Source organism: Pseudoalteromonas aurantia 208 (assembly GCF_014858725.1).
In the GTDB taxonomy this organism is placed as follows: domain Bacteria; phylum Pseudomonadota; class Gammaproteobacteria; order Enterobacterales; family Alteromonadaceae; genus Pseudoalteromonas; species Pseudoalteromonas aurantia.
This window is the reverse complement of the sequence record NZ_AQGV01000012.1, coordinates 634,754-652,499: the sequence shown is the minus strand read 5'-3', so window position 1 is coordinate 652,499 and position 17,746 is coordinate 634,754. Positions and strand designations below refer to the sequence as shown.

The 17,746-nt window shown below is 43.4% G+C and carries 19 protein-coding genes; 1 reads left to right on the top strand and 18 read right to left on the bottom strand.

Annotated elements, in window-relative coordinates; all coding sequences use genetic code 11:
- Nucleotides 1-5: 5 nt before the first annotated feature.
- Both PAUR_RS06985 and PAUR_RS06980 read right to left on the bottom strand, forming a co-directional pair.
- Entirely contained in the window at nt 6-1,076 is a 1,071-nt protein-coding gene (locus PAUR_RS06985) for a homocysteine S-methyltransferase family protein (protein WP_192507071.1), read from the bottom strand.
- Complete coding sequence (locus PAUR_RS06980; RefSeq protein WP_192507070.1) at nt 1,066-2,013, bottom strand: homoserine O-succinyltransferase; 948 nt, start codon at nt 2,011-2,013, stop codon at nt 1,066-1,068. Before PAUR_RS06980 ends, PAUR_RS06985 begins: the two co-directional genes overlap by 11 nt.
- A 169-nt stretch (nt 2,014-2,182) precedes the next feature.
- Here PAUR_RS06980 and PAUR_RS06975 point away from each other — a divergent pair, with 169 nt between their 5' ends.
- Entirely contained in the window at nt 2,183-3,079 is an 897-nt protein-coding gene (locus tag PAUR_RS06975) for a DMT family transporter (RefSeq protein ID WP_192507069.1), read from the top strand.
- 645 nt (nt 3,080-3,724) lie between these two features.
- Here the strand turns inward: PAUR_RS06975 and PAUR_RS06970 are convergent.
- The 16 genes from PAUR_RS06970 to PAUR_RS06895 form a co-directional block, all read right to left on the bottom strand.
- A complete protein-coding gene (locus PAUR_RS06970) occupies nt 3,725-4,735 on the bottom strand; it encodes a phage late control D family protein (RefSeq protein WP_192507068.1) in 1,011 nt (336 codons plus the stop codon).
- Nucleotides 4,736-4,745: 10 nt separating this feature from the next.
- Nucleotides 4,746-4,967 carry a tail protein X gene (locus PAUR_RS06965; RefSeq protein WP_192507067.1) on the bottom strand — a complete coding sequence of 74 codons (222 nt, stop codon included), beginning with the start codon at nt 4,965-4,967 and terminating at the stop codon, nt 4,746-4,748.
- 12 nt (nt 4,968-4,979) lie between these two features.
- Nucleotides 4,980-5,426, bottom strand: coding sequence for a phage tail protein (locus PAUR_RS06960; RefSeq protein WP_192507066.1), 447 nt, complete (start codon nt 5,424-5,426; stop codon nt 4,980-4,982).
- Nucleotides 5,426-9,199: a hypothetical protein gene (locus PAUR_RS06955; protein ID WP_192507065.1), complete on the bottom strand. Its 3,774-nt coding sequence runs from the start codon at nt 9,197-9,199 to the stop codon at nt 5,426-5,428. Before PAUR_RS06955 ends, PAUR_RS06960 begins: the two co-directional genes overlap by 1 nt.
- 463 nt (nt 9,200-9,662) lie before the next feature.
- Nucleotides 9,663-9,920, bottom strand: coding sequence for a phage tail assembly protein (locus PAUR_RS06950; RefSeq protein ID WP_010364460.1), 258 nt, complete (start codon nt 9,918-9,920; stop codon nt 9,663-9,665).
- Between the two features lie 6 nt (nt 9,921-9,926).
- Nucleotides 9,927-10,436, bottom strand: a complete 510-nt coding sequence (locus tag PAUR_RS06945; protein ID WP_192507064.1) for a phage major tail tube protein — start codon at nt 10,434-10,436, stop codon at nt 9,927-9,929.
- Nucleotides 10,436-11,770, bottom strand: coding sequence for a phage tail sheath subtilisin-like domain-containing protein (locus PAUR_RS06940; protein WP_192507063.1), 1,335 nt, complete (start codon nt 11,768-11,770; stop codon nt 10,436-10,438). Before PAUR_RS06940 ends, PAUR_RS06945 begins: the two co-directional genes overlap by 1 nt.
- A 379-nt stretch (nt 11,771-12,149) precedes the next feature.
- Entirely contained in the window at nt 12,150-12,485 is a 336-nt protein-coding gene (locus tag PAUR_RS06935; RefSeq protein ID WP_192507062.1) for a GPW/gp25 family protein, read from the bottom strand.
- Between the two features lie 40 nt (nt 12,486-12,525).
- Nucleotides 12,526-12,825: a PAAR domain-containing protein gene (locus PAUR_RS06930; RefSeq protein WP_192507061.1), complete on the bottom strand. Its 300-nt coding sequence runs from the start codon at nt 12,823-12,825 to the stop codon at nt 12,526-12,528.
- Between the two features lie 2 nt (nt 12,826-12,827).
- Complete coding sequence (locus PAUR_RS06925) at nt 12,828-13,508, bottom strand: phage baseplate assembly protein V (protein WP_192507060.1); 681 nt, start codon at nt 13,506-13,508, stop codon at nt 12,828-12,830.
- A gap of 2 nt (nt 13,509-13,510) precedes the next feature.
- The gene (locus tag PAUR_RS06920) at nt 13,511-14,113 is read right to left on the bottom strand and encodes a hypothetical protein (protein WP_192507059.1); all 603 of its coding nucleotides are present in this window, start codon (nt 14,111-14,113) and stop codon (nt 13,511-13,513) included.
- A gap of 72 nt (nt 14,114-14,185) precedes the next feature.
- Entirely contained in the window at nt 14,186-14,437 is a 252-nt protein-coding gene (locus PAUR_RS06915) for a tail fiber assembly protein (RefSeq protein WP_138674515.1), read from the bottom strand.
- Between the two features lie 2 nt (nt 14,438-14,439).
- The gene (locus tag PAUR_RS06910) at nt 14,440-15,246 is read right to left on the bottom strand and encodes a hypothetical protein (RefSeq protein ID WP_192507058.1); all 807 of its coding nucleotides are present in this window, start codon (nt 15,244-15,246) and stop codon (nt 14,440-14,442) included.
- A 22-nt stretch (nt 15,247-15,268) separates the two neighbouring features.
- Nucleotides 15,269-15,826, bottom strand: a complete 558-nt coding sequence (locus PAUR_RS06905; RefSeq protein WP_192507057.1) for a phage tail-collar fiber domain-containing protein — start codon at nt 15,824-15,826, stop codon at nt 15,269-15,271.
- Nucleotides 15,827-16,768 (bottom strand): phage tail protein I, encoded by a 942-nt coding sequence (locus tag PAUR_RS06900; protein ID WP_192507056.1) that lies wholly within the window; start codon nt 16,766-16,768, stop codon nt 15,827-15,829.
- Entirely contained in the window at nt 16,765-17,682 is a 918-nt protein-coding gene (locus PAUR_RS06895) for a baseplate assembly protein (protein ID WP_192507055.1), read from the bottom strand. Before PAUR_RS06895 ends, PAUR_RS06900 begins: the two co-directional genes overlap by 4 nt.
- Nucleotides 17,683-17,746: the final 64 nt, after the last annotated feature.

Below are 17,746 nucleotides of genomic sequence, written 5' to 3'. Positions count from 1 at the left end.
ACTTCCTAATTCAGATTACAGGCTTCAAGACCAGCCAAACGCATACGCACGTCTAACTCTGGTAATGGCCGCGGAGCTACATGCTCGAGACCATCAGCAAAGGCTTTGATATGCGCAGGTGTGGTGCCACAACATCCGCCAACAATATTAATGTAACCTTCCTTTCCCCAATCAATAATTTCTTTCGCCATCTCATCTGCTTCTAAATCATACTCACCAAATTCATTGGGCAAACCGGCATTCGGGTGAACCGATGTAAATGTCTCACACACTCGCGATAACTCGACAACATACTGACGTAATAGATCGGGTCCTAACGCGCAATTTAAGCCAATTGAAATGGGCTTAATATGGCGAATAGAGTTGTAAAATGCTTCCGTTGTTTGGCCAGATAAAGTACGCCCTGATGCATCTGTGATAGTGCCTGATATCATAACAGGTAAGGTTACGTCCGCTTGTTCAAACGCTTCTTCTACCGCGTATGATGCCGCTTTTGCATTGAGCGTATCAAAAATAGTTTCTATTAATATGAGATCTGCCCCACCTTCAATAAGGGCGAGCGTTGACTCGACATACGCTGCAACTAATTTGTCAAAGGTGATATTACGATAACCCGGATCGTTAACGTCTGGTGAAATTGAACATGTTTTTGAAGTCGGCCCTAGTACACCTGCAACATAACGCGGTTTATTGGGGTTTTGTGCTGTAAACTCATCACACACCGCTCTTGCCAATTTAGCCGACTCTATATTAATTTCACGACTAAGACTTGCCATCTCGTAATCATCCATCGAAATAGTCGTGGCATTAAATGTATTGGTTTCAATAATATCTGCACCAGCAGCTAAAAACTGGCTGTGTATATCTCTGATCACATTTGGCTTAGTCAGGCTTAATAAATCGTTATTACCTTTGATCAACACATGCCAATCTTTAAAGCGCTCACCACGATAGTCTTGTTCCTCAAATTTGAATTCTTGGATCATGGTCCCCATTGCACCATCAAGGATCAAAATACGATTTTTCATCGCCTCGGCTAAAGCGATACTTTTATTCTGCGGTAAATTATTCGGCATAGTTGTTAGTCCTTACATCTTGGCTAACGAGATTAATATCATACGGTGTGGTTTGGTAAACATAGTAGTTTAACCAATTTGAGAATAACAAAAAGGCATGGCTTTGCCACGTTTTTGAAGGTGTTTTATCTGCATTGTTATCTGGAAAATATCCTTCAGGCATTGCGGCATCAGGGCCTTTTTCGAGGTCACGCCTATATTCTTTTTGCAGTGTATCTGCATCATACTCAGGATGACCCGTTAAGTACACTTGACTTCCAGATTGGTTTTTAACCAAATACGCACCAACCCTTTCTGAACCAGCCAACGTAATGAGATCCTCAGTTTGGCGTATTTTCTCTTCATCTATGTGGCCATACCGTGAGTGTGGTACGACAAACTCATCGTCAAAACCTCGGGTCAACGCACCATGTTCAAAATAACAACGATGTTTAAACACCCCACAGAGTTTATTCTTTTTCAGCACTCGCTTTAAACCATGATGATGAAATAACCCTGCATGAGCTGCCCAACACGAGAACAACGTCGATGTCACATGACCTTCAGCCCAATCAAAAAATACTTGTAGTTCATTCCAATACGTTACGTCTTCATATTCAAGATGCGCGAGGGGTGCACCAGTCACAATTAAAGCATCATAATTTTGATTCTTCACATCTGAAAAATAACGATAAAACATATCTAGGTGTTGCTCTGAGTTTTCAGAGCTTCGGTGCGTATCTAAACGCAATAGGTCAACATTGACTTGTAAAGGAGAGTTGGCCAATAAACGAATAAACTGTACTTCGGTTTCTACCTTGTTAGGCATCAAGTTTAGAATTGCCAACCGCATAGGTCTAATTTCTTGCGACTTCGCACGACTTTTTGGCATTACAAACACGTTTTCTTGACGCAATTGCACAATAGCAGGTAATTCGTCTTTGACGGTGATCGGCACACGCTTCTCCTGAGTTTAAGATACCTTGTTATTATGACCACAACCACAGAAATTTCAACCTCTAGATGTACAGACGTCTAAACATTTATACTTTATTTGATTGTTTCTTTGCCTGAAGTTGTAATAATCAAAAAAATGACAAACAATTCAGTAAATATAAGGACAACAGATGTTGGGTGTGGGATTAGGAGAAATTGCAGCTATCAGTGCTGCAATGGTATGGGCAAGTTCAACAGTCATCTACAAGCGTTTTAGTCACTCTTTATCACCGCTAGAATTAAACATAAGTAAAGGCGTAATGGCCTGCACCATGATGTGTATTAGCCTAGTGCTACTGCAAGATAGTGCCATACCCAGTGAAATAAATGCATGGATATGGTTAGTTGCCAGTGGCGTAATTGGAATTGCAGTGGGAGATAGTGCGTATTTTGCAGCCCTGAGAAATATAGGTCCAGCAAGAACATTAGTGATTGAATCTATGGCACCCGCCATCACTGGCATACTCAACATTTTAATACTAGGCACCTATTTAAATGCCATGGCATGGACCGGTATTATTGTTACCACAATAGGCGTCATCTTAGCGATTAAACCACGTATAAAATTGCCTCCTCTTGATAAGAAAAAATACAAAATTGGGGTGTGCTTTGCGCTACTGGCAGCCGCGTGTCAAGCAGCCGGAATGGTCATGTCTAAGGCAGGAATGGCAGATGAGGCAACGAGCAGTTTATGGGCAGCTATGATCCGTTTATTTTCAGGCACCATGACAGTTGCTATGCTGGTTGTATTTTTGAAGGATCACAGCATTAATCAAGCTGTGAAGCTGAGCGGGATCAGTAATAAGAAATGGCTGATCGTTGCGGTATTCTTTGGCACTTTTATCGGCCTATGGTTACAACTTGGTGCGGTCAAATATACCGACCCAGCTATCGCGCAAACTCTGCTAGCCACCGCACCGTTAATGGTCATGACATTGGCTTTGATAAAAAAAGAAGTGATCACTCGAAATATGATTATAGGCGGGGTATTCGCGTTCTTTGGTGTGGCTGTATTATTAAGCGCATAATTATTAAGTACGCAGTTATTAAGTACATAATTACTAGGTACATAATTTTGCGCTGAACATATTAACTCTCACAGCACGAGATACAAAAATGTAGGAAGGAGGCCAGAGCCCGCTTTTGCAAGCGAGGATAGCCCATATGGAGAAAGGAGTGTCTAGGTAGGGTTATAGAAGAAGGTTATTTGCTTTACAAAAAATGTCATAAAGCATCATAATTTAGATACAAAAAATGCTTAACATTGCGTTCAGCCTTTTTGCTGTTGAGTAATTTATGAGGGCTTGTTGGCCTAAAAAGAGTGATTTTTAGCAACCTACCCGGTTGTTTTTTGCATAAAAAAACAGTTAAAAATTAATAGTTAGTGAACATGCAAACTAATACTTGCCCAAAGCCGTGCTAACTAACCTCAGCTCTGGATAAGCGAATTTGCCCAATGAAGCTATTTTTCTCACTCTCGGCGTTGCTTTCATTTGTCATAGCCCGCTATTACTGTATAAAAGCGCCTTGATATTGAACAAAATATCATCCTTGGATTGGACGTAAGTTTGTTTTCAAAACATTTTCTATTCCAAAACCCTTATCCAAACCTGAGGTTAACTAAATATATTCAGTTAGCACGGGATTTATTCTGTAGAGTCCAGCAGAGCTGATTAGCGACGAACTTGCTCGCACAATAAATAAGATGCGAACCCTTCACTATTGATGATGTGATCGACCTCACTGACATACCATTTACCATCTGCCAATGTGTCAGTGTTGAGTATATTCACCACCGCACCTGCGCCAATGGCAGGAGCCCCTATCACCTTGGCTCTAATTGACTTAGCTGCGCGATTAAGTCTTCCATGTTTAGCCATCGCTGCTTGTGTTGCATATGCTTTATTGGCGTATACATAGGGCAATACGATTGCAGGCTGACCGCTCCCAGCTGTTACTGGTTTGCGCATCGCCTCATTCATATCATAAAAATAGGCTTTAACTTCCCCAACAGCACGATAGGCATCTTCCGTAAAATGCCAAGATAGTATCTGGCTTACGTCAATATCCACTTCTTTTAACGGCTTTCCTGATAACGATTTTCCCGTCCCTCTGCCCATAAATATCAATTTATCTTGGGCAATTTTCAAAATAGCATCGTACTGCTCAGCCAATTTACTTAATAGCTGTAAATCACTTTCACTTTGTTCAATATGCGGTAACTCTATGGTACTAAACTGCGCACCAACCTTTGGGTCTAAGCCATGTTCCGAGGCAATATCGGAGACGAGATCCCCAAGCTTTTGTGGCGTATTAGGATCAGCAGGCCACGATTTTTGCTTTGGTGCTTTCAACCCTGTCTGCCAGAGCACTTTATTGCCAAACAACTCAAGTGAACGAATCGGCCCTGATACGCTATATTCCCCCACTTCAAATGATCCTAAAGGAATAAGTTTGGCCGCTTTATCGGCCGCACCATTTTTATATCCCATGGCAATTTCAACAATATCGGTCGGCTTAGGGTTTTGTATTGGTGCTGTTCCGAGGTTATCAAATCGTACGTAGCATGCATCACTTTGCAACCCCGTTTTCAAACTTACACGCACCTCGACCATTCGGTCTCGTAGCCGCTCTGCCACCTCATTGCCATTTGCTTTAATTGAAAACTGAGGTTGTAAATTCATCTTTTTCTCCTCAATCCCATATATTAATGACGTTATCTGAAATCGGTTTTGTGATCACTTCAGGCAAGAAGATGGCGATATTTTCACAGTAAATCGCGCCTTTTTCCGCAAGCCCGTGGTTCGCCTCTAAAACGAGCTCAACCATTCCGCTGCTGCGTCCATAATGGCGCCAACAGATATTATCTAAGCAATCTCCATCTCGGGTGATATACGTTACCCCGTTCTCATTCATTGGCACACCTCATTATTTAGTGTTTGCATCATGACGCTTTAATTCCATCGAGAACTTAATTTCTCTTGGAATACCATCATTCAAAAACAACGTTCGATCTTCACTGATTGACATAATGATCCAATTGCCCAAAACACGACCAACACTGGGATCTGACTTACCACTTGCTTGCACATAGGTAAGTTTGAGTGGTAGCTGAGTCATTGCCTCTGCTCGCATACTATCAATTTGGGTAAGACCATCTTTCACCAGCTGAGGATATATTGTCCCCGTCAAGCTAAGCGTTTGATCTCCTATCCCCACAAACTGCATTGCGGGGCTGCTATTTTCTGTTTGCGATTCCTGTGTTTTCCAGCGGTAATCCGTATTAAACTTTAAGTTGTCAAAAGCAGCGCCTCCAACAGAAAATTTAAACTTACCTAACTGCATCATATGTGATGCATTACCTACTTTTTCCATTAAGCTACCTCATCAATATAACGAGTACGCAAATCACGTTGCGCTTGCAATTGTTGTTGTTCAAGTACCTGTTTTATCTGTTCTGCAATTTCAACTGCAGACATGCCAGGCGTAGTATTGACGGTAATGTTGGCATTGACCGTAACACTGCCGCCACTGACTGGCGTTTTACCTGATTGTACCGTTGATGTGTGCGTGCTGGTTGGTGCCAACGATTTGATGTTTAAAGTATTGCCTTTAGTCGCTGTGCCATCGATTAATTTAGGTGAATCGACTTCACTCACCTTATCTTTTCCAAATAATGTATCAACCAACAAGCCAGAGAGGCCACCACCTAATGCCCCCACAACCGCATTGGTTGCATACCCAGCAACTGGTGCGAGCATGCGTATAGCACCATTTTTCGATTTACCCATTTTGTTCGAGACCCATTCACTGGCTCCCCAACCTGCTGCTGTACCACCCATAGTGATTGCTTTTTGCTTTAATGATAGTGAATCATCATTTGCAGCTTTTAATATCGTGTGCCCATTGAGTATACGTCCGGCGTTAGTGCCTACAGCCGATAACTTATTCATCGGACCATTATTAATACCCGCGTTTTTTTCCATCTCTGCAGCCATGCCGGCAAACATATTCGCTTCATTAATGACATTATTTTTTACGTAATCTAACGAAGTACTTATGTAGCTACCTGACTGTGTCGTAGCACCTGAAGCAGTGTTTACACCCTCCTTTGAATGCTCCTCACTTTTTGATGGTGTATCAGCAAATAAACTCCCGATTAAACCACCAAGCGCATTTGATGCCGCACCAATACCTGTAGCACCCAGTATTTTTGTGACTGGACTTGCCATTATCTTGCTAAATACACCGCCTTTTTTACTTACTGTGGGCATCGTATTGTGCGCTTTAGATGAGTCACCTTGTGCTATTACTGAGCTGCTTGTCGTTTCAGTATTGGCTAATTCACTGGCACGAGTATCGGCTTTACTGCTTTTTCGCTCTTGTGCTTTACTGTCAGAGTCATCTAGCGTATTGCCAAACCACCCACCTAACATGCCGCCTAACGATTCACCACCGAACGCGCCTAATGCACCACCCACGATGCCACCAATGGCCGTGCCAAATACAGGAATAACCGACCCAATTGCAGCCCCGGCAGCAGCGCCCGCAAGTGCGCCACCTGCACCTCCAGCGGCTTGTCCAACTTGCTGTGACTTTTCTTTTTTCGTTAAGCTATCATCTGATAAAGTTGACGCGACATCCATCGCCCCCATTACCGCCGTTACAGGCGCTGCTAATTTGCCAAATAGCTTACCAAATGGGCTTCTTGTGATACCTTTAATTAACCCTTTGCCTTTAAAGCCTCTTTTTACCGACTTACTGAAAATAGGATCATTCGCTGCAATTGGTTTACCCAATTTGGTAGCACTTGCCTTGGTACGGCTTTTACTTACTTTTCTATTTTGCTCAGTCTCTGATAATCCGCCCTCAATAATCGATAACTTCGGCTTTGCTCTAGACTTCGCTTTTAGCTGTGTCTTAGCGTCTGTAGTTGAGTCTTTAGCCCAAGGCTTTTTATTGCTCTTTGGCACTTGTTTTTCGTCTGCAACATTATCATTTTGGTAAGTTGAGCGACCTTTATTCCCTCTGTTTTTGCGAGAGCGTCTATTGCCTCTTTTATTGCCTTTATTCTTACGCTTTTTAGGTTTTTTCTCTTCTTCTTCAGGTGCTGCAAAGTCAGACTCTGCTTCACCATTTGAAAACATATCCGTGATACCACCTAAGCCAAACCCATCCAATAAATCGGGTAAAGCGCCCGTTAATGACGATAAGTCACCTTTGACGATCCCTTTAAAATCCAGCTTTGCTAATGTCGCCGCATGATCTTGCATAAATGAAGCTGCACCATCAAACCCAAACGCATTGAGTAAATCAGGCCCTGCATTTAATAAAGAATCAAGGTCTCCACCCATAATCCCTTTTACATCTAACTGCTTTAAAGCAGGCAATGCCGCTTCCATAACACCGGCAGCACCATCTAAACCCAAGGTCTTTAATACCCCAGGTCCGGCATCCAGTAACGTCGAAATATCACCACTGGCAATACCCTTCATATCAAGCTGTTTCAGTGCTGGGAGCGCGTCGCTAAACTTATCCGCTGCCTCGCCTAAGCCAAATGCTCTAAGTGCCTGAGGACCAGCGTCCATCAATGAGGTCAAATCCCCATTCATTATCCCTGTTGGGTCTAGCTGTTTAAGTGCAGGCAAAGCCGCTTGAATTGCATCTGCTGCGCCGCCCAAATTAGCTGAACGCAGCATATCTGGCGCGGTATCAAGTAGACTCGTCAAGTCACCTTGTGCCACGCCCACTAAATCTAATTGCTCCAGCGCAGGGATTTTTTGTGTAATAGAATTATGTATACCCTCTAAATCAAGCGTCTTAATTAACTCAGGGGCGACATCTTTAAGCGAGTTTAAGTCGCCAGTCATTAACCCTTTCATGTCTAACTGCTGCAGGGCCGGCATCGCAGTTTGTATCGCATCTGCAGCGCCACCTAAATTCGCAGTACGTAAAATGTCTGGCGCTGTATTTAATAAACTGCTTAAGTCACCCTCTACTGCCCCCGCTAAGTCGAGCTGGGCAAGTGCTGGAATATTCTGTGCTATTGATTGATTCAAGGCATCAATATCAACGGCTTTAATGAGCGCTGGTGCCGCATCTTTTAGCGAGCTTAAATCGCCTTGCATAACGGCACCGATATCAATGCTGTTTAATGCAGGTAACATGTTCTCGATTGTTTGTGCCGCTTGCGGCATGTTTAACGCATCAAGTGCAGCGGGAGCTGCATCTGCCAAAGAGCTTAAATCGCCCTGCAAAACTGCGCCAGCGTCTAACTTATCTAGTACTGGAAGTGCCTTACCAACTACATTGGCAGCTTGGCCAAATCCCATATGCTCTAGCACTTGTGGTGCTGTCGCCGTTAAGCTCGACAAGTCACCATCCATCATGCCTGAAATATCTAACTGATTAAAAGTCGCCAGCCCCGTTTTGAGTGAGTCGCTCATTTGCGGCATATTCAACGCATCTAAAATATGTGGCGCTGTCGAGGTCAATAAATCCAGCTGTTGAGAAAGTGCTTTCTCGCTATCACTGGCTGCAAACTTCGCACTGTGCTGCGACAATACATCAGTTAGCCCCGTAACATCTATTGAGTTACTTATCTCTGGAATTGCTTGCGTTAAACTTGATAAGTCTTGCTTTATAACTTGCTGAAACTGCCCAAAATCAAGCCCCTCAATATGCTGACTCAATCCAAAAATAACCTCTGATAAGTTGCCACCTTTACCTACTTGTACCGCAAGCTCATTTGCCGCAATATTATTAGCCGTATCAGCCTCGCCTTGCGCTGACTTTTTCTGCGTCTTTATCAATTCAACAGCGCCATTATCACCAGAGTTACTGACAGCCACCCTACTCAAATTTGCCAATTGCTTTTTGAGCACGTTACCATTGTCAAGCATGAGCTGGTTCACATTAAACTTCGCCAATTGAGCCAATACAGGTTCAATGGAGTCGGGCTGCACAATTGCACCTGACGCTTTGATGCTCTTTACCGCCTCAGCGATAAACTGCGCTGCTTTTGCGTGATCTTGCTGAATTTTTGGTAACTTATTTTTAACTTTATTGGCGTTATTTGCCTTTTTTTTGCTGGCTGCGGGAGATTTTCTCGCACCGCGTTTTTGATCAGATGATCCGTGACGTTTCATAGCTATACCTGGGAGATGCAAAGAAGTGAGCTGAGTACTTGCCTGCCAGTACACCCGCCTGCATCAATAGCAAGACTTGTACATAACTGAAATAACAAGCGTGAAATAGTGGGCCGATGGCCAGTAGAGTTGAAAAAGATATGCCAAATAACAATAAGTGAGTACCACTTCGTGAATCGTGTTAAATGTGATTTGGCTTATCTATTTAAATATCATCGTTGGATTGTACGTAAGTTTGTTTACAAAATATTTCCTATTCCAAAACCCTTATCCAAACCTGAGGTTAAATAAGATCATAAAACATGCAGTCTACAGATAAAAAAGGCAGGTCAATGACCTGCCTCCGTTTCTTTTTTATATTCAACGGCTGCTTCGAACCAGTCGCATAGCTCTGGTTCTGTTAAGCCGTTTAATTCTTGTAAGCCCCACCCGGTGTATTTTGCGAGGGCTATCACCATGGACTTTAAGCGCTTGGGCGGGATACGAGAAAAGCCTGTAGCTTTTCTCTTAGTTTGACAAAGTCGCTCCAGTCTAATTCTTCAATGACGTCTGGAGATACTTCACACAAATGTGAGAAGTAACGAATTTCGCTTTCTGATTCGCTTAAATCCGTTTTGTCTACCATTAATCTATCACGTACCTTTGGTCGTCTCATCTTTAGCTCTGCATACTCATGCGCATCGACCGTGACTGGGAAAGTCAGTTTAATGATATCTGTCATAACTTATTAAGCTCCAATTGCTGTGCGAAGTAACGCCATTTGGTCAACACCGTTAACGATACGAACATCATTGGCTAAATCGATGTCATAAATCACATCTGCGCCAATTTCTAACTTGTATTTTTGTACTGCGTATTGCATGGTTAATTTGGCTTCTTCGCCATCTTTCCAGTTACCCATATCCATTTCTTTGAAGAAACCAGACAACGTTACTTTTACCGGCACTGGTGCTTGACCTTGTGCTTGAATTGCACCACGAGCAACAAGTGGTTTAGTGTCGCCACCCCAACCCCCCATAAGTTTCAATACATCTGAACTGTATTCAAGCAGCGTAATTGTGCCTTCCATTTTTTCAAGTTGACCTACATCTAATTCAATAGGCGCTTGAAAACCAGACGTTATTTCACGAGTTTTAACCGTTACTTTAGGTAACGTAATCTCATCAGCGATACCAAGGTAGCCCTTACCATCAACAAATAATTTGAATTTTTTTAGGATCTTAGGAGATGTTGCCATTATACGATTTCCTCTAGGTAGTTGTTAGTAAGGATGCTTTTAAAGGTAATGTGTTCAGCCGGTGTTGGTGGCGTGAAATCAAAGCTAAAATATACTTTACCCGCTTGGATATTAATTGGCGTGTTAAGCTCTTCATCAGCCCAGATTTCGCCACCTAAAATAGCACCTTGTGCTTTAAGGCTATCGAGGTAACCCTGTACACTTTGTACAACATCATCGATGTATGTTTTAGTAATGTTACGGTCAACCGCCCACATGTGAGCACGAAGCAATGAATCGTTAATCATATCGGCTGTACGTACCACCGATAAGAATGCCCATTTAGGGTCATCAGAGCATGTGCGGTTACCCCACAACTTGAAGCCATTTTGACGGATAATCGTTGCCACTTCATTTTCATTCAATAAGTTAGCACGAGCATTTGAGTCACCTAATTGGAAATCGATTGGGCGTGCTGTAGCAACAATACCATTCATATTGGTGTTACTTGGGCTCCACCAAAAACCACGGTCGTTGTCTGATTTTGCAATCATACCGGCAACACGCGCACTGGCTGGTTCAACGACTGATTGACCATCACGGAAAACACGCACCGCAGGGTCAACCACAAATACACGACGAGAACCGAAGTCTTTACGATATGCTTTTGCATCGTCATCATTGGTATTTGGACCATCAGCGATGATCACAGCACGTAAACGGTTCGCAATCGCCACCATGTCTGTTACAACTGGGTTTTTCTCAGAACCATTTTTCTGATGTGTATAGCCAGGTGCCACTAAAATACGCGGTGCAACGCCCACCACTGATTCAGCGCCTAAGAATGCTTGCATCCCTTCATACGAACCATCAGCAGCCACACCGCCTACAATTCGTTGAGTTACCGTTGCTTCATCACCGTCCGCAACACGCACAACAATAATGACTGCGCCCGCTTGGTCAAAAATACCATCCACAGCAGGAACCAAAGTCCCTTTTCTGTCATATTCTACGTCTGTGACCGCTTTTTTAACTTTATCAGTCAGTACTTTTAACTCATCCGCGGTAGGCGCGGTGTCATTATTTTCAGCTTTGAATTTAGTGACTTCAACAGCCAGAGCCGCATCACGCAAAGTTTGTAAGCGCGCTGCAAAATCGGTATTACTAGGATTAACTAATTTAGCCGCTTCTGCACGTTTACCAGCAATAAGTACCGGTGTATTTAAAGGAAAAGCGTCTTCATCTGCAAAAGGCGCCGTACCTATCAAGCCAATTACTGAGCTTTTTACTGTTTTAATTGGACGAGTGCCTGATTGCGCCTCGATTACCTCTACACCATGTAGAAATTTTGACATATGAATCTCCTTTAAGGGTATGTCAGTTAGAAACAAAAAAACCACGCTTGGCGTGGTTTTTGAGAATGTTAAAAATATAAGGCCATTTTGATTGGCCGTACTAGGGGTTGTTGTTCTTTGCTGTTCTATTTTTGTTCTCTTTGAGCATGCTTTTATCACAGCGCTTAATATGTGGCCTAGTAATCTAAGCGAATATTAAGCAACAAAGACAAAGGAGTGCTCAAAAGAACCGGTAGGCAGCGCTTGATTGGCTTTTCTACTATGTTATCGGCTGACTCACATGGAATAACCATGCTACACAGCCTCTCACTTGTATAAAATTCAATCAAACCGCTGTAAAAATGAACCTAAAAGATCAACAGCCCCTAAATAAACTAAATTAGATTTGTATACCTTCGATGAGCACTGGTTCACCACTAATTAAATACAAACCACTGATATCAATCGATAGCTTCCCATCACCTGTTGGTTGCACTGCGACTGACTCCAGTTCAAAGCGAGGTTCCCACTTTTCTAGTGCATTAGAGACAACCAAGGTGATATCTCCCACCATACTGGTCGAATACGGACTATCCAGTAAGTCAAATAAGCCACAGCCATAATCTCTGCGCATCACCCTGCTACCGATAGGTGTGGTCACAATGTCGTGAATACTTTGCTTTAAATGCTCAACCCCCGCGAGGGGCTTTCCTGTTTTTGCGTTCATGCCAAGCATAACGTTGCCTTATATACCTGAAATTAATGATGATTAAGCGTTATCCGCCAACTGTAAAGCCGCCTTCGCCTTGCGCCAACTGCCCGCCACAGTCGGTGGGGTCACCAATACGAGCAACCGCTTTACCTTCAATGGTAAAGCTGCCTGCGCCCGCTGATATCGCCTTGCCTTCATGTTTTACACTTGGGTCTGTTGACAATACATGCGTACTAATGGGGTCGCCTTCTCTAAGCGCCGGCTTACCCGCCACGGTAAAGCTTCCCTGTGTTGCACTGGCTTTACCCGGTAAAAACAGCGCGTGAACATTGGTCATCGCACCATCTAATGAGATTGCTGGCATACTTACTCCTGTGCACTAATATTCGCGCCATTGAGCTTTAATGTGTTAGCCGCTTTAATCCCGATCCCGGCACTGGCGTCCACCTTCACATCTCCCCCAGTTGCACTAATGTCGACTGTTTTACCAGATAACTTAAGCGCTTCTGTGGCTGAAACCGTGATGTTTTGTGTTGCGTTAACCGTTGCATTGGCGGAGGTAATTACGGTGATATCTTTTTCTGTGGTTATATTAAGTGTTCCGGCAGATACAACATCAACCGTTGCCTCTTCACCTTTTATATCAATATAGTAGCGATGCTTTTCGCGGTCATACTCAACCATGGAGCCATCTTGATATACCGTGCGCTGCACGTGTTGACGGCTCTCTTTTGCTACATCGCTGGCCACTTTGTCTACGTTATGGTCTTGTTGATATAAACTCCCTAACACCACCCCTTGCGCTAAGTCACCACACGGGGCCAATACCACCACTTGCTCACCGACTTCTGGGGCTTGCCAAGTTAAATCGTTAAACGCTTGCGCTGTAAGCCAAGGTAACCAAGAGGTTAACCAATCACCAATGGTGACTCTAACTAGCGCTTTTTCGTAATCCACCTCATTCACAGTGCCTAACGAAATTAACTTAGCGAGCCGATGCTGCATGTCGGCTTGGGCTAAATTGGTTTGTAATGGGTTGGCTATCATTATTAAGCACTCCCGTTCCCAGATGGTGACTCAACCGCTGCAGGCGTTTTAGCAATAAGCCAATGTTCGCCCCCTTCAGGGCCTAAATACACTTCACTCACCGGTGGTAAGTCACAGACTTCCACAATTTCAACCTGATAATAAAATTGCCATGTTAATGTGGCTTTGCCAATTGTGCTATTCGCCTGTTTGGTAAATCCAAATTCAATATGATAAGGCACAAAAAACTGCCATGGAGTGGCCATATCATCCGCCTGCATCAGCATTTCACATTGCTCAATCACCCCATCTAAACGCGTGAGTAGTGCATCACTATTGGTATGTTCTACCTCTAAGTCCAGTTGCAAGGTTAATACGCGCCGATCAAGCGGGTTCGGGCTCAAATTCTTATTGGAAGTTGGCCCATACGTCACACCTGACTCAGCGCCTTTTGATTGCAACTCACTGGCTTGGCGTTCACTCAATACTTGAATACATAACTGCGCAACTTGCGTTAAATCTGGATAAGGCATGTTCGGCTTTAATAGCCCTACCTGAGCGGTAGCGCCCAATCCAGACGTTAGGCACTCAAGTACCTTTCGTACTAGGGTACTGCGTTGATTCATAATGATTCTCTGATAAAAAGCTCAGCCAGAAATGGCCGAAAGGTTTTAAGGCGGATGATATGACCGAAGTGGTTACATTACCGGCTTTACTGGCCAAACAACATCATCAGGATTTGTATATGTTTGAGGGATATCACGTAATGCTTGACGGTAGCTTTTAAACTCCTCAGTTAAAACCTCACCTGTTTCTTGGCTTTTAGTAACATACCAATCTGTCGCTTTTAAATTGGCATCTCGTATAGCCTTAACTGTTGACCATTTACCAAACTCTAAGATATCTTCAATAGGCATTTGCGATTCTAATGAACTTAAATCTTTTTCCATGATTATTGCTCCCATGTCGGTTTTTCTTGCGTTATATAATTTACAGCAGGCTGACCTGAGTGCGACGTATATTTTGTGTCAACTGAAATAGCACGAGTTGAGCCACAATGTGGGCGTGTATCAACTTTTAATGACACTCTTGCAAAGCCTTGGTTGTAGCCTTGTCCAATCGAGCGATATGAAACAGGTAAAACCGTCCCTTCCATAGCATTCGTTAGCGGAATTTCTTTTTCTAAGTTATTTGGCTCTGAAATAAATACGCTTAAGCTACTGTCGTTCGCTATTTTCTTAACTTCTAGCTGACACGCAACGGAGTCTTGATAAGAAGTCCCTGTAAATATTAAGTGATCTGTATATCCCTCTGATGCAAACATACCTCGGTGGCACATCATAAATTCAATTTTGAAGTAATCTCCATAATCGCCATAAGTCAGGTGGTTCGTTCCTGACTTAAACTCCAACATATTAATGTAATATGGAGGTTGAGGGGTTGAACAACGCGGATAAGCAGAATCAGGCCCATCAGTTTCGCGAGTGTACCCTCCAGCGCTAAGTATTCGCTCAAATGAAAAGTGTTTTTCATTGCCTACTTTCGTTACATCAATGCCATTTATTGTTTCTACAATTGAATTTTTCCAATTATTAAACTCTGTTTCTGCACTTGCGATTTTTTGATCAACCTCTGCTGATTTCGCAGCAACAGTAGCATCAATATTGCCAATTTTATCTTGTACGGTTTGAGTTAAATTGTCGGCGGCGACCACCACATCCGTGAGCCGCTGGCTCATCGGTTTTTCTTGATTTGACATAGTATTTCCTTAACTTTGTTGATTAAGCTTGTTCGAGGGCAACCAAACGAAGCTCTTGTTCAATTTGACGCGCCATGGTGTTGAGTTGAACCAAGGTCATATCAGCTAGTTCTCTATCTACAATCAGGTTAAGATTATCAACGCCGACTTTTACCTCAACACTCTGCGAAGGTAACTGAGCCAACGATAAGGTTAACCACTGGAGTACTTTTACATCTGGTGTACGATAACCAAGCGTCGTATCTGGTTTCGAGTACACACCCAGTAAAATAAGCTCAGGCTCACCTTCACCGCTATAGTTTGGTGACTCAATGAATACCCCTATTTCACGAATCGCATATTCAATCGGCGCATCAAACTTACCTGCTATTTTTAAGCTGCTGCCTTCGCCATCGGAATAATCGGTGTCGGCAATGGCGACCCGTTCTTTTTCGCCCTTAAGCGCTGTTTGAGTTTTATCTGGTGTGTAGGCACTGTCACCAAATGCCATGTGGCTGATTTTGCCTTTAAAACCGCGCTGTGTGGCGGTCATTAACGCATCTAAACCAGCTTGAGTAAATTGCAAGGTTAATGCAGACATTTACGTCGCTCCTTGTAGAGTAAAATAAGTAAGTTGAAGTTGAGATAATGCAGCTGACACCACTGAAGTGGCTGTACATGACTCTGGCCATACACCTTTCCAGCTCGCTTGCGCCTCCATTGCGGCAATATTTACTTGACCATAGCCGTATAGGTTTAAATCTGCGGCCATTACATTTGGCACCACCCCCGTCATATCAAGACTATGCTCTAACGCGCCAATCCCTTTTTGACCCGTAAGTACAGCGCCAAGCGTTGCCTCAGTGTCATTCGGCGTCACGCCGTTAAAGTCACCTTGTTGTTGCAAAGACCCAATACCGGGTTGAGCGTTAAGCGACGCGGCTAAATCAACATACCCCGCATCCGGCCGTACCCCGTTGAATACGCCTTCCTTGGAGAATAATCCCGTCCCTGCACTGGCATGTATTCCCATACCAAATTGTTCTTTTAACGAAATGCCCAACTGCACTTCGACATGAATTGAAGCGCGTTTAACGGTATCAATAATGCGCTTTACTTGCGCAAGCATTGCTTTGGTCAATAACCCTTCCTCGTTACTGTCGAGGTTTTGGTTCACCATCGCGTTAACCAAGATGGTGCCGGGCTGCGCATCTATTTGATGCCACCACTCATGAATATCGGTTTCAATATTTAAACTGTCTAATGCTTTTTTTAAGGCAAACGGCGTCGCTTTAAATTGATGGACGACAAACGCATCATCAATCACTTTCCGTTTAGTGTGTTCAGACCACGCATCATTCCAATCATCTACCGACAACGCCCAAGCAAGCCAAGGTAATAGCTCTGCAGGGCAATCCTGTGGGTGCCAAATGTGCTTTAATAACTGTGATTTATCAGGGTAAGTCAATAACTCAGCAAGTGAGCGCATCAACATTGAGGCATTATGTGGCAACAGATCAGGTAATGCTTTGAAGTCACTCATTCATCACCTCGGCGCACCGATGCATTAATCACCATACCTGTGCAGTGTGCGACTGAGTCGGCAGATATTGGTACATCTGTACTTGGGCTTAATACTTGGCCATTTTCAACACCTGGCTGATTAATAGCGCTAAAGAGCCCCATTTGGCTAATGTCTCGCCCTAATAAAGTTTGCTGTGCAATATATTCATCAAGCGCCGCTTTAACCGTCGCCTCAACACTTGATGCCGAAGGCCCGGGAGCAATTACTAAGTTAACCTCAATATGATACGGCACAACATTTGGGGTAAAAATCGACACTTTATCGCCCAATGGCCTCACTTTTGACGCCTCTTCACTTGGCCCACTGCCATCGGGCAATAAACCAAAATGATTGCGTAACTTTTCAACTAATTCTGTAGAGGGTAAACCGTGCCCTTCATGGCTCAATACGGTGAGTTCCACAGCGCAAGGTTGCGGACTATGTACATACACATCTTTTACCCGAGGGTCAGCTGATAAAGCATGAAACTGATATGCTTGCTTACTTCCTGCGGTGTTTAATCCTTCAAATACCATTTGAATACGACGCCTAAAACGCGTATCGCTTTCTTTTTCATGAATATTTGAGTTCGCAGCTTGGCGAGATAAGTTATATCGCGCCGCAATAGCATCTAAATCATTGCCTGTCGCCGAAGCTAACATATTACCTTTTATGGCATCATTCACTTTGCCATCAAATAACAAAGCTTGATACGCCATCATTTCTAGCATGATGGCCAATGGCTCTGATTCTAAGGTCAGCGCATCTGAAAATTCAGGGTGTTTTACTAAGAGCTTTTCTTTTAGCGCTTTAAGTTTTTGTTCATAGTCCAACACCGTGATGCTATCGGGCAATGGTACTTTTGACATATCGAGTAGATTAAACATATTCATCTGCAGCACCTTCAATTAGCACCAATAAAAAAGCCTACACACTGTGTAGGCTTAATTGGTGGAG

Excerpts from the sequence above, each read along its gene's own strand:
- PAUR_RS06985 (WP_192507071.1), bottom strand. The coding sequence starts at position 1,076 with ATGCCGAATAATTTACCGCAGAATAAAAGTATCGCTTTAGCCGAGGCG.
- PAUR_RS06975 (WP_192507069.1), top strand. The coding sequence starts at position 2,183 with ATGTTGGGTGTGGGATTAGGAGAAATTGCAGCTATCAGTGCTGCAATG.
- PAUR_RS06970 (WP_192507068.1), bottom strand. The coding sequence starts at position 4,735 with ATGAATTTACAACCTCAGTTTTCAATTAAAGCAAATGGCAATGAGGTG.
- PAUR_RS06965 (WP_192507067.1), bottom strand. The coding sequence starts at position 4,967 with ATGAATGAGAACGGGGTAACGTATATCACCCGAGATGGAGATTGCTTA.
- PAUR_RS06960 (WP_192507066.1), bottom strand. The coding sequence starts at position 5,426 with ATGGAAAAAGTAGGTAATGCATCACATATGATGCAGTTAGGTAAGTTT.
- PAUR_RS06955 (WP_192507065.1), bottom strand. The coding sequence starts at position 9,199 with ATGAAACGTCACGGATCATCTGATCAAAAACGCGGTGCGAGAAAATCT.
- PAUR_RS06950 (WP_010364460.1), bottom strand. The coding sequence starts at position 9,920 with ATGACAGATATCATTAAACTGACTTTCCCAGTCACGGTCGATGCGCAT.
- PAUR_RS06945 (WP_192507064.1), bottom strand. The coding sequence starts at position 10,436 with ATGGCAACATCTCCTAAGATCCTAAAAAAATTCAAATTATTTGTTGAT.
- PAUR_RS06940 (WP_192507063.1), bottom strand. The coding sequence starts at position 11,770 with ATGTCAAAATTTCTACATGGTGTAGAGGTAATCGAGGCGCAATCAGGC.
- PAUR_RS06935 (WP_192507062.1), bottom strand. The coding sequence starts at position 12,485 with ATGCTTGGCATGAACGCAAAAACAGGAAAGCCCCTCGCGGGGGTTGAG.
- PAUR_RS06930 (WP_192507061.1), bottom strand. The coding sequence starts at position 12,825 with ATGCCAGCAATCTCATTAGATGGTGCGATGACCAATGTTCACGCGCTG.
- PAUR_RS06925 (WP_192507060.1), bottom strand. The coding sequence starts at position 13,508 with ATGATAGCCAACCCATTACAAACCAATTTAGCCCAAGCCGACATGCAG.
- PAUR_RS06920 (WP_192507059.1), bottom strand. The coding sequence starts at position 14,113 with ATGAATCAACGCAGTACCCTAGTACGAAAGGTACTTGAGTGCCTAACG.
- PAUR_RS06915 (WP_138674515.1), bottom strand. The coding sequence starts at position 14,437 with ATGGAAAAAGATTTAAGTTCATTAGAATCGCAAATGCCTATTGAAGAT.
- PAUR_RS06910 (WP_192507058.1), bottom strand. The coding sequence starts at position 15,246 with ATGTCAAATCAAGAAAAACCGATGAGCCAGCGGCTCACGGATGTGGTG.
- PAUR_RS06905 (WP_192507057.1), bottom strand. The coding sequence starts at position 15,826 with ATGTCTGCATTAACCTTGCAATTTACTCAAGCTGGTTTAGATGCGTTA.
- PAUR_RS06900 (WP_192507056.1), bottom strand. The coding sequence starts at position 16,768 with ATGAGTGACTTCAAAGCATTACCTGATCTGTTGCCACATAATGCCTCA.
- PAUR_RS06895 (WP_192507055.1), bottom strand. The coding sequence starts at position 17,682 with ATGAATATGTTTAATCTACTCGATATGTCAAAAGTACCATTGCCCGAT.